This is a genomic window from Fusibacter sp. JL298sf-3 (genome assembly GCF_053842995.1).
In genome coordinates this window covers 60570-78314 of record NZ_CM132608.1, presented here as the reverse complement: position 1 = coordinate 78314, position 17745 = coordinate 60570, and the positions used below count along the sequence as shown (strand labels likewise).

Below are 17745 nucleotides of genomic sequence, written 5' to 3'. Positions count from 1 at the left end.
TTTAATTTAGAATTTCTATACACTTTTACACGCTTCTGCAACTGTCTGTAGTTTATACCCTTCCAAGGCCATTTGCCCCGCCTTTAACGCCATGGGCAAACTGACTTTTGAAACGGTTTCAACACGACAACGCGTCTCTTCATTTAAGAGTGGCCCCAGCTGAGTCAAACGCCCCATGTCGACTAAGAGCAAGACCCCCATGCCTTCGTCCAATACGGTAATCTGTTCTTTTATTTGCGTATAGGCCCGCTTAAAAGGTTCATTTTCCCCGAGGTCCAAGCCTACGGCAATGGTCTTTCCAAATGCTGCATTAACGTAGGCACTCATACCCGTGCCAATTCCAACACCATGACAGACGATAAGTACATTTACTTTTTCTGAAGCTTCTAAAACTTCATTGGGCTCCGATACAAAAAGGACTGCTAAGAGCGCTAACTCATCGTCACTTAATGTCCAATCTGCTACAGTATTTAATAGCCGTCCTAGCGCTTGTGCCCTCGACACGGCTTCAGTGAGATTGAGCAGAACATAAGCTGTTTTGGGGTATACGATGTCGATGCCCTTGCGACGTCTATAAAGCAATTGTTTCAGCGTCTCAACAAATCGATTTCGACGCTCTCCCTGGCACCACTTCGCAAACTCGCCGGAATCGGACACCGCCTCCAATACGCTTTGCAGCACTTCCGTCATTGAACTGTCGTCGCGAACCGGTGTTGCGCCATACACTTGCAAGGTCTCTTCCAGCGCCTCTAAAAGTGCCGCGTTTACTGAGGCATTGTCACTACCGCCCGACACCTCAGCTTCAAAAACTTGCTCGAGAAAATGGTTTTCAAAAGCAACGCTGCCGGCACCTACACCAATGGTAATAATCGGAGACTTTGCCGCCAAAACGGCATCGAGGGTGTTTTTATATACTTCTTCGTTAAAAATGCCTATGGCAAGGTGTTTCGCAAGATCGCTAAAGCGTACGAGAACGTAGTCGAGCCCCTCTTTCACCCCGTTGAGATAAGCTTTTGCCACCGTCCACTGCAAATCGGTCTCCATCTGGGTCGCGTTGCCCTCAGGTTCATAGAGCAGAAAACAGGCCATTGCCTTTTTTTCGATGTAAAGGGCTTGCTTTAATCGCGTCGCTTCTCTTTGTAGAATGGTTTCCACAAGTCTGTACCGCTCGAGCATCGACCAATCGGCGAGTTTCGGCAACTCAATGGCATGGGGAAAGTGCCTTAGATACGGGGAAGTATCCAGTGCGTATACCCCGAGAACCACCAGTGTTCGCACTTGATTCGAAGCCAAAATCGCCTTGTCCGATATGGCGTTGAGTACTGTGCTCTGTTCGGCGTCTTCCAGTTCTTCTACTTCTTTTAGATAAATCAATCGATCTTGTTTCCTCACCACGCGCGTCTGAACCTGATAGGTTGGCTTCAACTCATTTAAAAGGGCATCGATACGGTCTCTATACTCTGAACAGTCGATTACTTGAAATCGAGAATCCCCATCGAAAATTCCCTGTGCTCTCAAAAAATGATACATGGCTTCGGCAAACTTTATTTTGCCCGTCCCCCTTCTGCCAAGGAGCAGTGTGTGTAGCCCATATGGCGGGTATTTAAGAGCCACTTTTGCCTTTTGTATCGCTTCTTTCAACGAGCCGTCGCTGCCAAAGAGTTCGTCGAAGGACATAAAATCGGCGAGATCGTTCTGTTGCATGGCGTAGAAGGCAGTTGAATTGTAGTAAACCGGGCGACTGCCATACTTGGTTACCGCCTGCTTTTTATAGAGTTGGTTCAATAGGCGACTGACATTTGAGCGATCGTCTTTTAAAAAAGCGCATATTTCCAACGCAGTTACACCTGCATTTTTTTCATTTTCAATTTCACACAATGTGCGGTAGACTTGGTCGATTTTTTTCACAGGCGCCTCCATTGGTTCAGTTTATTGCTTCTATTATACCACGACCCGCAGCGGTTATGGTGTTACATGTTCAAATCGTTTTACATCAACCCCATCGACTGCTCTTGTTCCGACAAACATGTCTAACGGCCGTACCCAGACACTGTAATCGCCATACAACTTCATGTAGATAACCATCTCTGCCTCTGTCTCACTACAGCGTCCCGTATTGAGCACTTTGTAAAGGCCATCTTTAAAATGTCTGTAGATGCCTCCAATGACGACTTCATTCATACAGTCACCGCCTCGAGAAAAGCTTTGCACCCTTCGACGATATCGCGATACGTCGTTTCAAAGTCACCTGTATACCAAGGATCCGCTATATCTCGCGGCACTTCTGTATACGCCAACAGACGCTGTACTTTGCCATCGGGATCACCACCTGTCAGTTTAAGGAGATTGCGAACGTTTTCATCATCCATACAGAGAATGTAGTCGTAATACGCGTAATCCGAAGACGCAAACTGTACTGCCCTCTTGCCATCACAGACTATGCCGATCTCTGCCAACTTTTTTTGCGTCCCTGGATGTACCGGTCTACCGATTTCCTCACGACTGGTTGCAGACGAAGCAATTTCAAAAGCTTGCCCACGCGTCATATCTTCCAGCACAAAAGCCGCCATAGGACTTCTGCAGATATTGCCGTGACAAACAAACATAACTTTTATCATAATTTGTTCTCCTTTTTTTATCTTGCTTGGTTTCGTGCGCTCTCTTAAACACCGCTTCGCAATGAACGCACACATACCTATTGGAAGACAATGTCTACCGTATGCCTTCTCATATACTATCAAACTTTCGCATAAACAAAAAGGATTTAGTCTATGTACACCTTTGCTTCGCCCTTTTCCACTCTAGAACAGCATCTCTTTTACCTATTGAACACATCCAAAGTCAGCATATTATTCCGTGTTCTCAACAGGTTATTTAAAGTAAAATTATAGCGACTGTTCTACACACTAATCACCAGAGGAGGTTTCTTATGTTTAAAAAATTCACCAATGGGTGCGTCCATGTGATGGGCAAATATTTACCTGACCCATTTGTATTTGCAGCGCTCGGAATCGCCGGCCTTTCTGCAAAGGATATCATGGGCTATTGTGTCGTCACTCTGTTGTTCTCAGGAGGGGTTGCAGCAACCGGTTTGCTCCTTTTCTAAAGGTCGTGCGCGTGTTGTTTAAATAAAAAACACCCACAACAGTGAGTGTTTATAACAAGTTAAAATGAGTAAGTCTATAAGCCGAGTTCTGTATTGGACGATCATCTATCTAGGCCCATTGTTACCAATGGGCTCCAGCAACCTACCTCCGGGCGGGAACGAGCAGCTCCCTTTTATAGCCCTACTTGGTCTTGCTCCAGATGGGGTTTACAGAGCCGCAAAGTCGCCATTGCGCTGGTGAGCTCTTACCTCACCTTTCCATCCTTACCTCTTGCGAGGCGGTCTATTTCTGTTGCACTTGCCTTGGAGTCGCCTCCACTGGGGATTACCCAGCACCCTTGCTCTATGGAGCTCGGACTTTCCTCGTGCCAAAGCACGCGATCGTCTGACTTACTCTAAGATAGTTTATACGAAAACAACTGAAAATGCAAGCCTAAATTTTTAGTGCTTTCGCGGCGCGCTTGCGATCAGCTGCCTCACCGAGTTTATAATGCGCCTCAATACGAAGTGGTGGCCCTGCGAGTTGGTAGATGTCCGTCGCTATCAATAGCGCCTCTTCAACATCGTGTGTAATAAAGATAACTTGCCTACCTGATGTTTCAGCATACGCCTTAACCAGTTCCATCAAGGGCAGTTTCAAGCCTCGGTCCAGTCCCTTGAAGGGTTCGTCCATAACGAGTGTCGTACCACCGTAGGCAAAGGCGCGCGCCAATGCCACCCGCTGGCGCATACCGCCGCTAAGCGACTGAGGGTAGTACCCTTGGAATTTTTCAAGTTGTACAACTTCTAGGGCTTCTGTAATACGTCTGTGTCGCTCGTCGTGCGAGAGGCCCTTTAGCACAAAAGCCACGTTATCGTAGACGGTGCACCAAGGCAGAAGGCGCTCTTCTTGAAAGACAAAAGCGAGCTTCTCCCCCTCAGAAAGCGTCACCGTCCCCCCATCCGGTTCGAGCAGTCCCGAAAGAACATTTAGCGCAGTTGTCTTCCCGCACCCCGAGGGTCCAAAGAGACAGTGCACCCCTTTTTCAGCAAACGCTATTGAGAAGTCATCGAGTACCTTCAGAGTCTCAAATGCCTTATAGACATGTGATATATTAACGCTCATTTACTGGCCTCCTTTGAATCCCCCACCTGAACACCTTCTCAAACGCAAAACTCAGCGCGATAACTACTGCTGTATAGGCAAAAAGCGCCGGCGTGTCCAAGTAGACTTTTGCACTGTGAAGTTGACTGCCTATGGCATACTGCGGATGGCTGAGGACTTCTGCGGCCACACTGACTTTCCAGCCGAGCCCTAAGGCCGTCGTCAATCCCGCCTTAAAATAGGGCAACATCGAAGGCAGGTAAATCCAGCGCAAGACATGGCGCTCTTGGACACCATAAATTGATGCCATTTCCAACAATTTGTCATCGACTTCTTGAAGGCCCGCCACCACATTGGTCCAAATAATTGGAAAACACATGAGAAAACAAATGAAAACAGGCACATTGTCCGATTTGAACCACACCAGTGCCACAATGATAAAACTCATGACCGGCGTGGCTTTAATGGCCGTCACAAAAGGGTTCAACACATGGTATACAGGCGCTTTAAGACCGGCTAGAACGCCTAGAACAAGTCCCGCTGCTGTAGAGAGGACGATGCCGATGAACACCCTTAAAATCGAAAAACCTACCGATTGCCAAAACAACGGCTCCCGCACGAGTTCTCCCAACGACTGCCCCACCATGAAAGGAGACGGGACAAAAATGTCCCGTCCAACCAGAAGATACGCCAACTGCCACATTGACAGCCAAAACGCTGCAATGGCCAATCGATGCCCGTTATTCAGCTTTTTCTTTGTAATAGAACCCTTCTTCTGCAAGTTTGCCTCCAATAGCTTTAGGATTGAAGTCATAGAGCACTTGATAGAACGCGTCCAAAGCCGGTCGCGCTTCCGCCGCTCTTAAAAATACGATATTCGACGCCTCAATTGCGTTTTCAGCAACTTTTGCAGCTGGAAGAATGCCAAATGATTCTATTAAAGCCCCTGCTTCCTCTCGATTCTCGTTGACAAACGCAACGGATGTTTCGTAGTCTTCCAAAAATTGCTCAAACGCTTCGGGATGTGCTTCGACAAAGGCCTTTTGCACGACCACAACGCCCATTGGGAGAACGTTGTCCGCCCCTTGCACACGTGCCCATTCTTCGGTAATGTCCAGTGCGCTGCGCACCTCGGCGTTCTTCATCAACGTAGTGGTTACGTGAGGCTGCGGCAACAAGCCCAGTGTCACATCACCTGATGCCATAGCTGCAGCGAGGTCCGCATGTTCCAAAGCGTAGTCAAGCGTCACATCTGTCACGCCATTGGCCTTTAAAAGGTACTGAATAATGTAATCCGGCGTTGCACCTTTACCACTTACGTGAAGCGTCTTCCCAGAGAGGGCGTTAAAATTATCGATGCTTTCACCGTTCTCCAGTACATAGAGAACGCCCAGTGTGTTCACTGCCGCGAGTTGCAGCGCGCCTTCTGTCTTGTTGTTCAAAAGAAGTGCCATATTAGACGGTACTGCTGCGATATCGAGTTCGCCGTTTACAATTTTTCCGACGAGCGCATCCGGTGCCCCCACGACTTCAAACTGATAATCGTGACGCGCAGTGCCCTCTTTTGCAGCAGACATCATTTCGACCATTCCCATCCCCGTCGGTCCCTTGAGAGTGCCTATGCGCATAGTAGTGGCCGCCGTCTCTTCCGGCTCGACAGTATCGCCGCCTACTGTTACGTCGTTCTCAACAACGGGATTGTCCTCGACCTCTTGCTTTGCACACGCTGTAAATGCGAAGATGAGCAGAAGTGCGAGCACCAGTACGCCCAAACGTTTTGCTATCATATCGTTGCCTCCTGTAGATCAAAATAGTATTTTGTGAAAATCATTCTCATAATACCATGTTGTTAAACAAGTGTCAATTTGGTGTAACCGGCACTTCGATAACAAAACGCGTGTAGGCGCCGACTTCACTTTCAATGCGCATTTGCCCTTGAAGCTTTTGTTCAACGAGATTTAAAACAATGCTCATTCCAAGGCCGCTTCCCCCTTTTTCACGACGCGTTGTAAAGAACGGGTCGAAAATTTGCGGCAACATGGCTTCCGGAATCCCTTTGCCGTTATCTTCCACGACGACAGTGAGGCGCTCATCATTTTTGAAGCAGCAAATGTGCACGACACCGTCCGACGTTTCGTCGAGGCCGTGAACGATGGCGTTCATAATAAGGTTGGTAAATATCTGCGTAAAGATCCCCGGTTCACTAACAACAGTGAGCTCTGGGGCACAATCGATTTCAAAGCGAATCGGCCGACGCTTATACTCGGCTCTCAAGCTGAGAATAACACTATCGAGCACCTCCCTGAGACCAAATGTTTGTTCAGATTCACTAAACTGATCTACAGCAACTTTCTTAAAGCTCTTGACGAGATCAGCCGCACGTGTTAAATTCTGCCCCAAAAGTGGCAAAGACTCGTCTAAAGCAGAAAAATGTTTCTCCAAATCGCTTTTCGTCATGGTGCCATCGGCCAGCTTACGCGCACTTTTTGCCGTCGATTCTTCAAGATGCGACGTCAAAGTAATGCCGATGCCCAGTGGCGTGTTGATTTCGTGTGCCACACCTGCGACAATGTGCCCGAGCAATACGGCTTTTTCAGTTTCGTAGATGTGCGCGTACTGGCGCTCGATTTCTTTGCTCTGATCGCTGAGTTTGTCTTCCATTTCTTCGTGCTCTTCTGAAAATCGGTCGATAACACGTTGGAACGATTGACAAGTTAGGCCCATTTCATCCTCTCGCTTTAAATAATCTTCCGGTATATTTTGTTTATAATTACCGGCCTCTATGCGCTCTGCAAAGTCCACCAACAGCTTGTATGGCGCCGTTTCCCTATCCACGTGCCAAACGATAAAAACACCAGTGGTAATAAACGCCATCAACATAATCGTCACGATAATCAACATCATCTGGTTCACTTCATCGTGGAGAACTTTCTTGTCGATTAGAGTGACCAACCGCCAATCGACAGGATCGATACCATAACTCATCAAGTAATACGCCTTGCCTTTGTAGACGATGCTCTCCGGGCTTCCTGTATCCGAAAAAACCAAGTGCTGGTATTTTGATAAATCGTCTTGTTGATCATTAATCCGTGTTGTCAGCACATTGACATTGTCGGGATGGTATAGATAGTCGCCATCTTGACTTACGAGAAAACTCAAGTCTCTCGGGTTGGACTTTGAGCCCTCTAAAATCAGCGGCAATGTATCGAGTTTGAGGTCGACAACTGTAAAGCCTTTTACAGCATCGGCTACTGTTACCGGGTAGATGGATGAAATCACTCGGCGCTTCGACGACCATTCGATGTAAGGTTTGGTTAATACAGCGCCGCCGTGTGTCATGGCCGCTTCATACCAAGGCCGACTAGCGATGTCGTAGCCCTCTTCCGGAACGACGCCGTTGCTGTCGAGATAAAAATTGGCTTTTTCATTGGCAATCCATGCCAGATAATGCAACTCACTGCTTTCTTTGATCTGAATCAAGTAGGCGTAAACCGCTTCGTACTTCTCGTGTGTCCGAATGTCCGAGCGTTCGGACACATCGCTCAAATACGCTACGATGTCGGGGTTCAGCGCCATTTGATACGCGTAGAGAGACGCCTTGTCAAATATGTAGCGCACTTGTATTGAGACATTTTCAGCCTGAAGTGCCGTTTCATCCAGTGCATTTTCCAGCATTTGCGCTTTTAACTTCTGATATGTTTGAACACCGACGAAGAGAAATACCAGTGCCAACATCAACAGTATATAAACAGATATCCTATAGGACAGCCTTCTTTTTATCATGACGCACCTCCAAACTCTGACTGTTTCATACCCGTTGTGTTAATAGTACAACCACATTTTTATCAGTAGGCATTAAACACTTTTTTTGATATGATAAGCATGACCACATGCGAAGGAGCACTTTATATGATCAAAAAAGGGATTATGATGGCACTGGCTGGACTTATTGTTCTCTTGCTAGTTAACAGCTACTATACTGTAGAATATGGTGTCGGCCTATACGGCTACTATTTTGACAACCAAAAGCTAACCGACGAGGAAGTCGCCTACTTAAAAACACGTGGGGCGCTGACCTACGGTGCCGATTACAACGCACCACCGCTTAGAAGTGTCAACGACGCCACCGGCCAATACGAGGGCATCGTCATTGACTATCTCAATGCTTTGTCACTCGAGCTCGGCACCAATATTGAAACAAAACCGATGATTTGGCATGAGGCGCTGGAAGCGTTGAAAAACGGCCAGATCGACTTTTGCGATATGCACCCTTCAAAAGCCCGTTCAGAATACTTTGATTTCACGATCCCAATCTACCATCAGCGCGGTGCCGTATTGGTCAACCGCTCACAGAAACGCATTCAGACGCCCGACGACCTCGAAGGCGTGACCATCGCCGCTATAAAAGACGACTACGTTATCGAACATGTCAAAGCGACTTACAAAGAGGTTGAGATTCGGGAACACATTGATCTAAAACAAGCCATCGAAGCCCTCTCCAAAGGCGAAGTTGACGCCGTCCTCGGCGACGAGTCCGTGATGCACTATTTTATCGTCAACGAAAACCTCGCCAACCGATTTGAACTGCTCGATGCCTTTCTATACGAGCGTGAAGCCGTTCTCGGCGTTCAAAAAGGCAACGAGATCTTACTCAGCATTTTAAACAAAAGTATCCGCAACCTCGAGCGCAACCAAACGATGAATCGCATCAATAACAAGTGGTCACCGTTGATTACAAAAGGCGACCGGACACAAGCGGTCACCAAGTTGGTACTCTACACAGTTCTCATCGCCGTTGCCATCAGTCTATTTTTTTATTTGTGGAACATCGAATTGAAAAAAGAAGTCTCCCGTCAGACCTTTGCCCTACGGCAGTCAAACAACGTACTGGAAACCACTTTTAACGGATTGACCAACCACCTTCTTTTACTCGTCGACGAAAACTGTCACGTCGTAGAAGCCAACAACGCTTTTTGTGGCTTAATAGGACTTAAGCGCCAAGAGGTCATCGGCAAACACTGTCATGAAGTCGAGGGCCTCCTCGGGTCATCATGTACCGATTGCCTAATTAAAAACTGCTTTGAAACACAAGACATCCGCATACGCGATATTCAATTCAACAACAAGCTGTTTACTGTACAGGCTTACCCACTCGAACCGGATATTGATAGGCGAAAAAGCATTTTGTTGATGTTCGAAGACATTACAGAACGCACGTTAACCGAACGCCAGTTGAGACAGTCGAGTAAAATGGCGGCCATAGGACAGCTTTCTGCGGGTATCGCACACGAGGTGCGCACGCCACTGGGAATTATACGAAACTCCGCTTACCTGTTAAAGCGCATGTCCTCAGACGAAAAAGCGCTGAACTCTGTGGAAACAATCGAAAATGCCACGACGCGCGCCAACAAAATTATCGACAACCTCCTGAACTTCTCTAGAATTTCAGACTACGAGCAAATGTCGTTAAACGTCAGCGCATTTGTATCTAATATCGTTAAACTCAATGAAAAGGGTTTTAAGGACAACGACATCGACGTCGTCCTAGACATAGATCCTACACTTGAGCGACCTATTTTTGCGGAGCCTTTAAAACATATTCTCATCAATCTTATTGACAACGCTAAAGACGCCATGCCAAGTGGTGGCACATTGACCCTCTCTGCTGAAACAGGGCCCTCCCTACTTATTTTGAGGGTGAAAGACACGGGGGGCGGTATCGCTCCCGAGCATGTAGACACTGTCTTCGATCCCTTTTTCACAACAAAACCTCAAGGAAAGGGCACAGGGCTAGGACTGTACATCGCCTATAATGAAGCAGAAAAAATCGGTGGACATATCAAAGTAGAGGCCACCAGTACAAAAGGTACGCAATTTAAATTGACATTAACTACAGAACAAAAGGAGCTTTCTCATGAACCATCAAATCCTCGTCGTTGAAGATGAAAAAGACTACGCTTTGGGCTTAAAAGAAATATTGGAACTGGAAGGGTACGCCGTCACCATCGCCCATTCCGCCGAAGAAGCGCTGGTTCGGCTTTCTAGAAACCTCTACGACCTAGTCCTCACGGACCTCATGCTGGGAAAAATGGACGGAATTGCGCTACTGGAAGCCATTAAAGCCAATCACTACGGAACGAAAGTGCTGTTAATGACCGCGTATGCCACTGTTGAAAACGCTGTGAAAGCGATGAAAATCGGTGCGGCGTCTTACTACGTCAAAGGCAATCCCGTAGAGTCTCTCATTGAGGAAATCAAGGCCATTCTTAAAATCGAAAGTCCCATTAACTCGCCCTACAGCCCAATGGTTAAAACCCTCAACAAAGCCTATCAAGCGGCAATCAATATGGCGGTTAAAGCAGCCAAAACCCCTGTCAACATACTGCTCATCGGTGAATCGGGCTCTGGGAAAGAAGTGTTTGCCAGATTGATTCACCAAGAAAGCGAGCGTTCAGAACAGCCGTTTGTAGCCGTCAACTGTCAGGCCCTATCGGAAAGCGTTCTCGAATCAGAGCTTTTCGGCCATAAAAAAGGCGCCTATACCGGTGCTACAGAAGAGCGTGTCGGCCGATTCGAAGCCGCCGATGGCGGGACGCTCTTCCTCGATGAAATTGCCGATTTGCCGCTTTCCATCCAAGTAAAGCTCCTGCGCGTCGTAGAAACGCGTTCAATAGAAAAACTCGGCAGCAACACCAACATTCCCGTGGACTTTAGACTGATTACAGCCACCAATCGCTCTTTAAAGCAGATGGTTCAAAGTGGCAAGTTTAGAGAAGACTTCTATTATCGCATTAATACTGTGGAAATTGAAATTCCGCCTCTAAGAGAACGAAAGGAAGATATTCGTCCCTTGGCAGAACACTTTGTGCACAGCGCTTCAAAACAAATGCACAAGCCCGTCCATACCATTACAGAGGAAGTTTGGGAACACCTTACCGCATATGATTTTAAGGGCAACGTACGGGAGCTCAAAAACATTATGGAACGCCTAGTTGTTTTCAGCGACGACGGCATTATCAACGCGGAACATCTCTTTTTAAAAAACGATGCCCTTTCTACCGATGCCGGCGACCAAACGCTCAAAGACTTTAGAAACGCTCTGGAAAAGCGGTACATCACTTCTATCCTTGAAAAAAATCAGTACAACGTCACCAAAACTTCCGAAGTTCTCGGCATTACCCGACGACAACTTCAAAACAAAATCAAACTTTTTGAGATCGAAAAAAAATAGAGCGCGAAATATATTTCCGAATGGTGCGAAATGTATTTCGCGCTTTTTATTTGTAAAGAACAGATTAAACTTATAAACTTTTTGTATATTTTGTGATGTTTTTAACGATAATACATGTATACAATCCTACAACCACTTCAATAAGATGCACTATTTTTTCTATTGACAAGGCTTTTTATCGTGTTAAAACAACCCAAAACCATTGATATTAGAGCTTTTCCGAATTGTCTAAACCTTTTTACTTTTCCGAAATAACTGTTTCGATTTCATCATAATTTATTCAAAAAAAAGCCCTATACAGGGCTTTTGTCTTGTGATATTATTAACGAAAAATAGACGTGCGAATATTATTTCCCACTGCCACTTTAGTTTGGCACGTGTTTTGCAGTTATATAGAGCACGATGAGGAGGAGGTATTTTATGAAGCGAGAAATGAAGGATTCTATTGTACTTGGTGCAGCATTGTTTGCGATGTTCTTTGGTGCAGGTAATTTGATTTTTCCACCTGCAATCGGTTTAGCCAGCGGGGATAAATGGCTATTCAGCTTAATCGGCTTTTTCTTTACAGGTATATGTCTGCCTGTGCTCGGAGTACTTGCGGTCTCTAAAGCCGGTGGCACCATCAGCGAGTTTGCAAACAAAGTCGGTCCTAAATTTTCATTGGTGTTTAGTACGATTGTCATTTTGGCCATTGGGCCGTTGTTGGCGATTCCAAGAACAGGTGCAACTGTCTACGAAATAGGCGTCGCACCTCTCGGGTCTGTGAACCCACTGTTGGTATCGGTCATCTATTTTTCTGTTACGCTTTTCTTTGTTATCAAGCCTTCGGGGATTGTAGACAAAATCGGAAAAGTCTTAACGCCTATTTTATTGCTGGTAATTGGTACTGTCATTGTCTCAGGCATTGTCCACCCAATTGCACAACCTATTGTTTCCAAACTCGAAAGCGCTTTTTCTTTCGGATTCTTAGAAGGTTACCAAACAATGGACACATTAGGTGCAATTGTAATGGGCGGGATTATCTTAGCCGCTTTAATTGAGAAAGGCTATAACGATCCTAAAAAGCAAATGAAAATGACCACAGTAGCTGGTCTGATGTCAGGTACGATTCTGACGCTGATATACGGCGGCCTATTGTTCTTAGGGGCGACCATCAGCCCAAATGTCGCACAGGATATTGGAAAAACGGCGTTGATACTGGAAATTACACAATCTATTTTAGGTCCCAACGGCTTGTTGGTTATCTCTATAGCGGTTTCCGCTGCATGTTTAACCACTTCTATCGGCCTTACGGCTATTGTCGGCAATTTCTTCGAAAAAGTATCCGGTGGGAAAATTCCCTACAAGGCAACCGTTATTTTCGTCTGTGCGTTCAGTGCTGTGATGAGCGTCGTCGGTGTCGATACCATCGTCGAAATTGCAGTACCTCTATTGGTGCTTGTTTACCCAATCGCCATGGTACTGATTGTATTTAACTTAGTCGACCGCTTTTTGCCACACGCAGCGGCGTACAAGGGTGCCGTTCTAGGTGCGGGCCTAATCGGTGCAGTAGATGCCGTTAAAGCACTCAATTTCGAGGCAATTAACGCAACCCTTCAACCGGTCTACAACCTTGTCGACCACTTGCCGATGGCGAGTTTCGGATTTGCATGGGTTACGCCGGCACTGGTTTTATCCCTTGCATTTGGTCTATGGGGTCGATACGCAAGTCAAATCAATACTTCTATGGAAGTCAAAACGGCAAACACACCATCATAGGCTTCATGCCTTATTCCAATCGATTCGGCCTCTTGTAATCAAGAGGCCGAATTTTAATTCAACAACATTCAGTTTTGGCTGAGTACCTCGCCTTCACAGCTTGACAGAACAACGAGACTTACTTGCGTTTTTGCCATCGATCGGTGTCCAGCAGCACCTCGCTACCGTCCGTTACGACCTCGACGACAACAGGGCCGCCAGCTTGATCAAAGGCGTCATTTAACTTGCAGAAGTCGGCCTCCGACCGTATTTGAATCGCATAAATCCCCATGGCATCACACATCTTTGCAATGTCGACGCGTTTAAAACTGTTTCGCCCCTTATGCCTTCTACCGTAAACGTATTCGCCGCCGTGCTCCACCAAACCGAGCATGCTGTTGTTGACGACGATATAGACTATGGGACAGTTGTACTCGCGAGCCGTCAGCACTTCTAAACCGTTCATAAAGAATGAGCCATCGCCGGCGAGAACGACATAGCGCCTGGATTTGTCCGCATAGTATGCCCCTACTGCACCGCCTATTGCCGTCCCCATGGCAGCATAGTGAATGCTTGTTACATAATCCATCCCCTCTTTTAAAGTCAAGTACTTAAATGCAAAGTTCATATGTTCCCCCATATCTTGAATAAAACACGTGCGTTTGGGGACGTAATTACTCAATACTTCGTAAAACCGCTTGAGGGACAACCCCGTGTGGTTGCCTGTATAGGGCACTTGGTTCACAGGTTTAGAAAATGTTTGAGTGCGCTTAGGAAGCTGTGCTACAAGTTTGTCAAGTGCGCCTTCCAATGGGTAACGTACGGCAACATCGGCTTTAAAAACACGATTGAACACCTGTTCATCCCAGTCGATATGCACGACTTTTCGTCCCGACACAAGCGCCTCGTTGTACGCACGTGTCGCCATTTGGCCCAAAGAAGAGCCCAATACCAACACCGTGTCTATAGCCTCCGTGTCGACGTAGTCGCAAGCGCCTTCCACAGTACACCACCCGTAGTTCCCCAGGTGGTATTTGTAATCTGATGCGATTGTTCCTTTGGCATTGGGCGTCGTCACCAAAGGCCAATCGAGATGCTCACATAACTGGCGCACAGCATCGGCGTACGGTTTAGCACCTCGCCCGACGACGACGAGCCCCCTCTGCGATGTCGCCATCAGTTTTGCAGCATCCTCCAGTGCCTTCTCATCTCCTGTGATAGACAGATGTTCGCGTATTATAGGATCAGGCAACGCACCAGTGTAAAGTGATTTTTGAACGTCTATAGGCACCGACAAATGGACGGGCCCAAATGGCGGTGTCAAAGCTGCCACAAGCGCCTCTTTTAACAGCATGACGGGATCATCTTCAGGAGTTACCGTCTTACACCACTTTGTAATAGATGCCGTAATGGGCACCGTTTCCAACTCTTGTAAGGCCCCTTTTCCACGGAGCGCCTCGGACACGACGCTGCTTAGAACCAACACCGGTAACTTGTTGCGCTGCGCATCGGCAATACCGTTGATGGCGTTGTTGACACCGACGCACCCACCGATGATACAGACACCTAAAGCACCGGAGACTTCTGCGTAACGCCCCGCACTGTAACTGGCAGCTGCCTCATTTTTCACAACAACATATTCTATCGGATAATCGTTCAGCGCGTCGTTAAACCCCGATATTTGAGCCGTAGGCAAGCCAAAGGCACAAGTCACACCATTGGCGCTGAGGTACGCCGTTATTGCATCACAAACTCTCATGACCGCCTCCTTCCAGTAAAGCGCCTTCGCGCTGCACAAGTGCCGTAATGGCGCTTATCACTTCCTTTGGAAGCCGATGTGTCCTCAAGCGATACGCCATATCGAGCACCCCCACCACCACCTCTCCCCTATAAACGGGAAACAAGTAGATGCTTTTAATATCGAGCTTTTGAAACTCGATGGGTTTCTGGGACAGCGCATCGGTATTTTCTATAATTGCCGGCTCGCCGGTGGCAACCATGCGTTCAAGAAAGGGGCTGTCCTTTATAAAAGATCGATATACACTGTGAAACGCCCGCCAATCTGCGTTAGTTAGCGCCGTCGTATCGCGTTTATAGACCGGAATCAGCTCGCCGCCTTCTATGGCGAGATACGCGATTTCATCAAGGGGTGCCAACTGTTCGATTTTGTGGAATACAGATTCTATGGTTTCGTACATTACTCTTCACCTCATCAGTCAAAAAAACCCCTGAGTCCCCTCAGAGGTCGGTTTAAAGCCTTATTAAAATCCTTGTCCTTTCAGCCAGTTTTCTGCCTCTTCCATACTGGAAAACGGTGTTGGCATTAAATCGTTGTCTTTTGAAACGCGTTTCATCTGAAATTTAACAATGGTACTGTCTACCAAGATAGCGCCTGGCACCATACCGTTGTCGTGGCACCAGTGTAAGTGTTTGTCCGATTCATCTACAATTTGAGACGTCTGGTAATTCCTCAAATCCGAGCACTTTGTCCACTGCTTGCCTCTAAACATCGGGTAAATTTTCTTTAAGTAATCGTCGTGCATTTGATTAATGTCTTCTGGCTTGAGCAAGCCGTCGAAACTCTCGTAGACTATCCGTCTCTTTTGATCTACTTTGAGCTCATATTTTCCTTTAGGGTGCTTAATGATCATTTTTCAATACCTCCTCATTCTGTACATACAAGTGACACACTAATATTGTACCCATACTTTCTGAAATGTCACAATATTTCTATATTTTGAGGTGGGAGCTTGCAGGTAGTGACTCCAGTGTACTGTCTCGTGAGATTTAATTAACAATGCCCCATAGGCTCTTTCATCTCTTTAAAGGCAAGTCATATTAGAGCAAAAGAAAAAAGCAGAGAGCGCTCTGCTTTTAGTGTTCTGTAAACTGATGAGGGTGCAAAATTCAGCACCAGTCAATAATGTTATTTTTTAATCCAGCTGAAGAGGCGCTTGTACCACGGCTTAACCACAACAACTTCCGGTGCCTTCGTCTCAGCAACAGGCGCAGAGGGATCTACTGTGACAACTCGTTGAGGCTTAAAGTTTGAAACAGCCGGCGTCGCTTCTCTCTGTTGCTTGTGTTTAGGCTTCTGTTTGGGCTGTCGCTTGATGTCGCCGGACGCTTTCGGTTGCTTGGCGGTTTTGTTGCCGACTTGATGAGACGTAGGTCTCGGTTTTGCCTTTGGCTTCGGTAGGGCCACTTCTTCAATTAGAACGCCAATATGTTCTTCAATCTCGTAAAGAGACATCAAATCATCCTTAGTAACTAAAGTTATGGCTTTTCCCCCACTACCGGCTCTACCTGTACGGCCTATACGGTGGACATAACTGTCTTTTTCCACCGGAACATCGTAATTGACTACAAGCGCCAAGTCATCTACATGAATACCGCGCGCCGCAACATCAGTTGCTACCAAAACAGAAAATTTGTCTTTTTTAAAATCGTTGATGGTGTGAAGGCGCTTCGATTGCGAAATCGCGCCGTGGAGCGGTGCCGCTGCATACCCTCTTCGCTTTAAATCTTCACATACCCGATCCACAGCGTAGCGCGTGTTACAAAACACCATACAGCTGCGTGGCTTTTCAGCCGACAAAACGCGCTTTAACTGGGTGCGTTTTTCATCTCTTTCCACGCGGTGGTATATTTGCTCAATGGCATCCACAGTCTCTGTTTCAGACGCGATAGCTATGGTCTCAGGAGCGTTCATATACTGCTTGCAAATGTGCTGAATCTCTAAAGGCATTGTCGCTGAAAACAGCAAAGTCATACGCTTTTTAGGCAACGCTTCAATAATCGTTACCACTTGATCGATAAAGCCCATATCCAGCATTTTATCGGCTTCATCAATGCAAAAATATTCGATTTCTTCCGTTAGAAGGTTCCCCGTCTTGATGTGGTCGATAACGCGTCCCGGAGTACCGCTTACGATGTCCACACCTTTTTGGAGCACCTCGTACTCTTTATTAATATTGTGCTGTCCGTACACTGCCGTCGTTTTATACGGCAAACACTGCGACAGTTTCCCGAGCTCACCATCGACTTGTACAGCGAGTTCCCGCGTAGGTGTAATAATAAGTGCTCGTGGTTTTTGACCACTTTCCCCCGTCAGCCTGTTTAACAGCGGTATTCCAAAAGCAGCCGTCTTGCCACTGCCCGTCTTGGACTTAACGATGACATCGCGACCGCCCAGTACAATTGGGATCGCCTCCGCCTGAACCGTTGTCGGGCTCGTATACCCCATTTTTTCTATCGCCTTTAATAACTCGGCTCTTAAATTAAATGATTCAAAACTCAAACTCATATTTGTCTCCAATCCTATAGTCACTCCTACTATTATAGTACAAAAGTCATGAGATTAAAACAGCCTATGTAAATTAAAACTTCTTAACCGGCATAACGCTATTTTTAACAAGCCATATCCTTACACTATACAGTTGTAGCCACTCTGTCAACTGTCGTTCGCCTTCTTGCATACAAACCGCAGAAAATACTTGCTTGCTGGCAACATTTGGTTCGCTTTCAGCGCACCAAAACGCCTTTCGCTGATGACTTCTCGCGTTGAACATTCGCGAGAAGCCTTTG

15 protein-coding genes and 1 other RNA gene are annotated in these 17745 nt (G+C 46.7%); 4 read left to right on the top strand and 12 right to left on the bottom strand.

Going from position 1 to position 17745, the window contains the following annotated elements:
- Positions 1-15 precede the first annotated feature (15 nt).
- Genes ACR6HW_RS00370 through ACR6HW_RS00360 form a run of 3 tightly spaced genes read right to left on the bottom strand, consistent with a single transcriptional unit; the run spans position 16 to position 2618 of the window.
- Complete coding sequence (locus ACR6HW_RS00370) at positions 16-1908, bottom strand: PTS sugar transporter subunit IIA domain-containing protein (protein ID WP_455729187.1); 1893 nt, start codon at positions 1906-1908, stop codon at positions 16-18.
- 54 nt (positions 1909-1962) lie between these two features.
- Positions 1963-2181: a DUF1653 domain-containing protein gene (locus ACR6HW_RS00365; RefSeq protein WP_455729186.1), complete on the bottom strand. Its 219-nt coding sequence runs from the start codon at positions 2179-2181 to the stop codon at positions 1963-1965.
- Positions 2178-2618: a low molecular weight protein-tyrosine-phosphatase gene (locus tag ACR6HW_RS00360; protein WP_455729185.1), complete on the bottom strand. Its 441-nt coding sequence runs from the start codon at positions 2616-2618 to the stop codon at positions 2178-2180. Before ACR6HW_RS00360 ends, ACR6HW_RS00365 begins: the two co-directional genes overlap by 4 nt.
- 311 nt (positions 2619-2929) lie before the next feature.
- Here ACR6HW_RS00360 and ACR6HW_RS00355 point away from each other — a divergent pair, with 311 nt between their 5' ends.
- On the top strand, positions 2930-3106 hold the full coding sequence (locus tag ACR6HW_RS00355) for a TIGR00366 family protein (protein WP_455729184.1): 177 nt from the start codon (positions 2930-2932) through the stop codon (positions 3104-3106).
- 61 nt (positions 3107-3167) lie between these two features.
- Here the strand turns inward: ACR6HW_RS00355 and rnpB are convergent.
- The 5 genes from rnpB to ACR6HW_RS00330 form a co-directional block, all read right to left on the bottom strand.
- An RNA gene (gene rnpB, locus ACR6HW_RS00350) (RNase P RNA component class A) lies at positions 3168-3503 on the bottom strand.
- Positions 3504-3539: 36 nt separating this feature from the next.
- The gene (locus ACR6HW_RS00345) at positions 3540-4211 is read right to left on the bottom strand and encodes an ABC transporter ATP-binding protein (protein ID WP_455729183.1); all 672 of its coding nucleotides are present in this window, start codon (positions 4209-4211) and stop codon (positions 3540-3542) included.
- Positions 4201-4971, bottom strand: a complete 771-nt coding sequence (locus ACR6HW_RS00340; protein ID WP_455729182.1) for an ABC transporter permease — start codon at positions 4969-4971, stop codon at positions 4201-4203. The genes ACR6HW_RS00345 and ACR6HW_RS00340 overlap by 11 nt, the downstream gene beginning before the upstream one ends.
- Positions 4931-5977 (bottom strand): ABC transporter substrate-binding protein, encoded by a 1047-nt coding sequence (locus tag ACR6HW_RS00335; protein ID WP_455729181.1) that lies wholly within the window; start codon positions 5975-5977, stop codon positions 4931-4933. Before ACR6HW_RS00335 ends, ACR6HW_RS00340 begins: the two co-directional genes overlap by 41 nt.
- A 73-nt stretch (positions 5978-6050) precedes the next feature.
- Complete coding sequence (locus ACR6HW_RS00330; RefSeq protein ID WP_455729180.1) at positions 6051-7973, bottom strand: sensor histidine kinase; 1923 nt, start codon at positions 7971-7973, stop codon at positions 6051-6053.
- Between the two features lie 126 nt (positions 7974-8099).
- Between ACR6HW_RS00330 and ACR6HW_RS00325 the strand changes: the two genes are divergently transcribed.
- From ACR6HW_RS00325 to brnQ, 3 genes are all read left to right on the top strand, one after another.
- Positions 8100-10130, top strand: a complete 2031-nt coding sequence (locus tag ACR6HW_RS00325) for a transporter substrate-binding domain-containing protein (RefSeq protein WP_455729179.1) — start codon at positions 8100-8102, stop codon at positions 10128-10130.
- Positions 10105-11421, top strand: a complete 1317-nt coding sequence (locus ACR6HW_RS00320; protein WP_455729178.1) for a sigma-54-dependent transcriptional regulator — start codon at positions 10105-10107, stop codon at positions 11419-11421. Before ACR6HW_RS00325 ends, ACR6HW_RS00320 begins: the two co-directional genes overlap by 26 nt.
- Before the next feature lie 420 nt (positions 11422-11841).
- Positions 11842-13179, top strand: coding sequence for a branched-chain amino acid transport system II carrier protein (brnQ, locus tag ACR6HW_RS00315; RefSeq protein ID WP_455729177.1), 1338 nt, complete (start codon positions 11842-11844; stop codon positions 13177-13179).
- A 118-nt stretch (positions 13180-13297) separates the two neighbouring features.
- Here brnQ and ACR6HW_RS00310 read toward each other — a convergent pair whose 3' ends face one another.
- From ACR6HW_RS00310 to ACR6HW_RS00295, 4 genes are all read right to left on the bottom strand, one after another.
- A complete protein-coding gene (locus ACR6HW_RS00310; protein WP_455729176.1) occupies positions 13298-14917 on the bottom strand; it encodes a thiamine pyrophosphate-binding protein in 1620 nt (539 codons plus the stop codon).
- Positions 14904-15356: a GAF domain-containing protein gene (locus ACR6HW_RS00305; protein ID WP_455729175.1), complete on the bottom strand. Its 453-nt coding sequence runs from the start codon at positions 15354-15356 to the stop codon at positions 14904-14906. The genes ACR6HW_RS00310 and ACR6HW_RS00305 overlap by 14 nt, the downstream gene beginning before the upstream one ends.
- 63 nt (positions 15357-15419) lie before the next feature.
- Positions 15420-15809: a hypothetical protein gene (locus ACR6HW_RS00300; protein WP_455729174.1), complete on the bottom strand. Its 390-nt coding sequence runs from the start codon at positions 15807-15809 to the stop codon at positions 15420-15422.
- A 275-nt stretch (positions 15810-16084) separates the two neighbouring features.
- Complete coding sequence (locus ACR6HW_RS00295) at positions 16085-17464, bottom strand: DEAD/DEAH box helicase (RefSeq protein WP_455729173.1); 1380 nt, start codon at positions 17462-17464, stop codon at positions 16085-16087.
- Between the last annotated feature and the right edge of the window lie 281 nt (positions 17465-17745).